Annotated in this window: 2 protein-coding genes; both read right to left on the bottom strand. The window is 48.6% G+C overall.

The features are described 5' to 3' along the window. A partial coding sequence (locus ACYPWY_RS15805; protein WP_459686509.1) for an FG-GAP repeat domain-containing protein occupies positions 1–2871 on the bottom strand: 2871 nt, incomplete at its 3' end. Beyond that, positions 2858–3180 (bottom strand): hypothetical protein (locus tag ACYPWY_RS15800; protein WP_459686508.1); only part of this gene is annotated, 323 nt, incomplete at its 5' end. The genes ACYPWY_RS15805 and ACYPWY_RS15800, both read right to left, overlap by 14 nt.

Below are 3180 nucleotides of genomic sequence, written 5' to 3'. Positions count from 1 at the left end.
GTACTCCAGGAGGTCGGGACGTTTTAGCTCGCTGCCGAAACTGAAGTGAATGTTTTTAATTATAGGGGTTTCGGAAGGGTGCAGGATTTTTGTTTCCTCCAAGTCGGGAAAGTTCAGCCCGCCACCTGCGGGAATATATACGCTGGTGCACTCCTGCGGAATATGGGTCATCGGGTAACGATTGTCGGGGTCGTCGGGATTCCGCCAGTTGCGCTCGTCGAGCCAGTCGCCGTTGAGGACTTTGTTGTTCCACACCAGGGTATCGGCTGCGCGGTAAACGTAAATGGTGTCCCACATGGGCGAAACGATAGGGCCATCGAACAAGGTTTTGGCTTGCAACAGCATATACTCCATCAAATCGCTATTTTTAGGGCCAAAAGGATAGGTATCTTTCGGGTCGCCGGGGTTCAGGAGATTGTGGTCTTTGTCGTACCAATATACATTGTAGGCGCCTGTTGGATTGACTGTTAGCGTACCGCTATTGCCTTGGCAAAGGACGGTGGATCCGCTGAGGGTGCTAAAGCCCAATGTGCGATTGTTATAGCCCTCGTTGCACTCTTTCAGCTGGCTGTAAACGGGCGTTTGGTCGGGAGCCGTTGTTAAATTCATCGTGACGGCGAAGTTGTCGAAGGCGCCGTCAGTCGGCAAACTGGCTTGGGGGATAGTGAACGAAATGTCCCGTTCGTCGCCGGCAGCCAGGCCGCTAGCATTCGCATCTGTAAACATCGGATTGGGTGCGAGCAAAGTATAAACTGGCGGATCGCCTTTATACGAATACACCCTGAACTCGATGGGGCCGGTAAATGGCGCGCCGCCAATGTTTACAATTGTAACTTTCACCTCCAGATTGCCGCTTGCATCGTACCCAACGATGCGGGGTGCGCCTGTTTTGAAGGTGAGGTCGGAACCTTCGGTGGCTATTTTTCCTTCGGAACTTAGTAGGGTGGATTGCTGTAAAAAATTGTTATACGGACGTGTTATTGTTCCATCGGCTGCTACAAATTTGGTTGCCGGACTGATGGGATGCTGGGGGATAGTTAGGTCGTCGTTGACGTAAAGGGGGTTGTAAGCTATTTGGTTCCAAATATCGCGGGCGGGCGCCCATTTCGTTGCGCCGGAGGCTCCGTAGATTCGGAGAGTTCCGTTTGTTCCATTACCGGTAGGCGAACCTGTAGTAATAATCTCGGCATGTCCGTCTCCGTTTATATCGGCAATTACGGGGTACTCGTTTCCTGTGGGAGAACAAACAGGAGAAAATGTAGCATCTATCGCAGCAGCCGATCCATTCGATCTGATTATTCGCAGATTGTCATGATCGCGGTAAACAAGCCTTGCTTGACCATCCTGTGTGAAATCGAATACTGATAAGACTGTGGAAGCAGAATCATCCGTTGTACCCAGCGCCCATTTCTGCGTAAGGGTAGTACCTCCGTCTAAATCGTAGACACGCAGGGTGTATGCACCCGTTACACATATCTCCGGATAACCGTCTCCGTCAATATCACCGACAAACGGATGGGAGGGTCCAAGGGCGCCATCTGATTGCGTATATCGGGGAATATTGGCTATCTCGTTGGTATGCATAACAACTCCGGTACGCGGGTTATACACACAAACATAGCCATTTGCTGTGCCAGTAGTATATACTCCTTTATTAGGCCCGGCTATCACGACATCGGGGTAGCCGTCCAAATCCATATCTGCAATAGCGACGCCACCGTCCGACAAATTGGTATGTGCAGCATCGGCCACCGCCCTTCGCAAGAGCGTATAAGAGTTTCCGGCTGTTCCGCTGTAATTTGTCAGGTTCACACTATATACGCAGTCGCCGCCTATAATCTCCATTTTTCCGTCCAAGTCAATATCTACAGGTAGTGGTGAACTCGGCCATACAGTTGCTGATGATCCTACACGATGTCCGTATTGCCCAAAATGTAATGGTGCGGTACCGGTGGCAGTTGCAAGTATATCCCCTGTACTGGCATTTATAATTGTGTTACCAACAAGCACTTGTTGATTACCATCCCCCATTAAGTCGGTAACAAAAGGATCGCAAGCCGCTGGAGCAGTATATGGTTTGGCCCATGTACTGGTAAACGCGGAGCCGTTAAGATCATACCGGTATAAAGTACTATTATCCCCTCTGGCAATAAATAGAGAGGGCGTATTTTTTTTATTTGCAGCAGGGCCTCCGGTTATTTTGGCTAGAGCATAGCGATATGCATAGTCAGCATTCCCCAAACCAGTAATAGAATATTCCAGTCCCAAGGCATTTGTAGATCTATTGTATTCAAAAATTTGAATTGCGGTAGATCGTAGATTTACTGAACCCCCTGATACAATTATTTCAGTATTATTATCATTATCAATATTTCCTACAAGAATATTTGTTAGATCACTAACGGTGTTAACCGTGCTTATAGCCATCTGACTCATAGCAAACCCAATCCCTTCCGGTTTCACATAGCACTCCGCATCAAAAATAGCATCAGGCTTATCGGCAATGTTAATATATACTTTGGCTGTAGCCGAGCCGCCACCGCTAGAGCACTCTATTTTGTACTCAATCCAGTCGGTTCCCACAAGTCCATTCGGCCCGGGCGTATAGCCAATGTTGTGCATGGCAGCATTATCCACCACAACAGTGGCGCCTGCTATATGCGGCCCCTCTACAATGCTTATTATCAGTCGATCCAGTATGCAGTCGTCGCCATAGTAGTCGTTGGTCAGCACATCAAAATAGGTGGTAGTCGTTGGGCTATCCGGCGGTACAAAAATGTTATCGGGTTTTGCAATTACCGCAGCATCAACCGTTTGCACGGCAAACAGGCAGCCAATAAAGGCGGCGAGTAAAAATTTATATTTTTTCATATTTTCTATAATTTCTATTAACCTTTCTAAGCTTAAAAAACGTATAAACCAAGCCTGACAGGCCCATGGCAATGATAATGGCAAAGTCAATTTCGCAAACAGTCGCATTCTGCTGTTTGGTTTCCTTGTTGGCTCCCTCGCCCTCCTCGCCGGCAGGCCCATAGCGCAAGCCGGGCTTGGCAGTAGTTTCGCCGGAAGTCAATTCCGTAATATTCTGCGCCGCCATTTCGGAGGGAAGCGCATTCTCAGGCGGCGAAAGCAGGGATTCCTGCGCCTCAACCGTCAAACAGGCAATAAATGCCAGTAATA

Source organism: Viscerimonas tarda (assembly GCF_054601255.1).
Note: the sequence above shows the minus strand (reverse complement) of the source record. Positions and strands in the feature narration are given on the sequence as shown.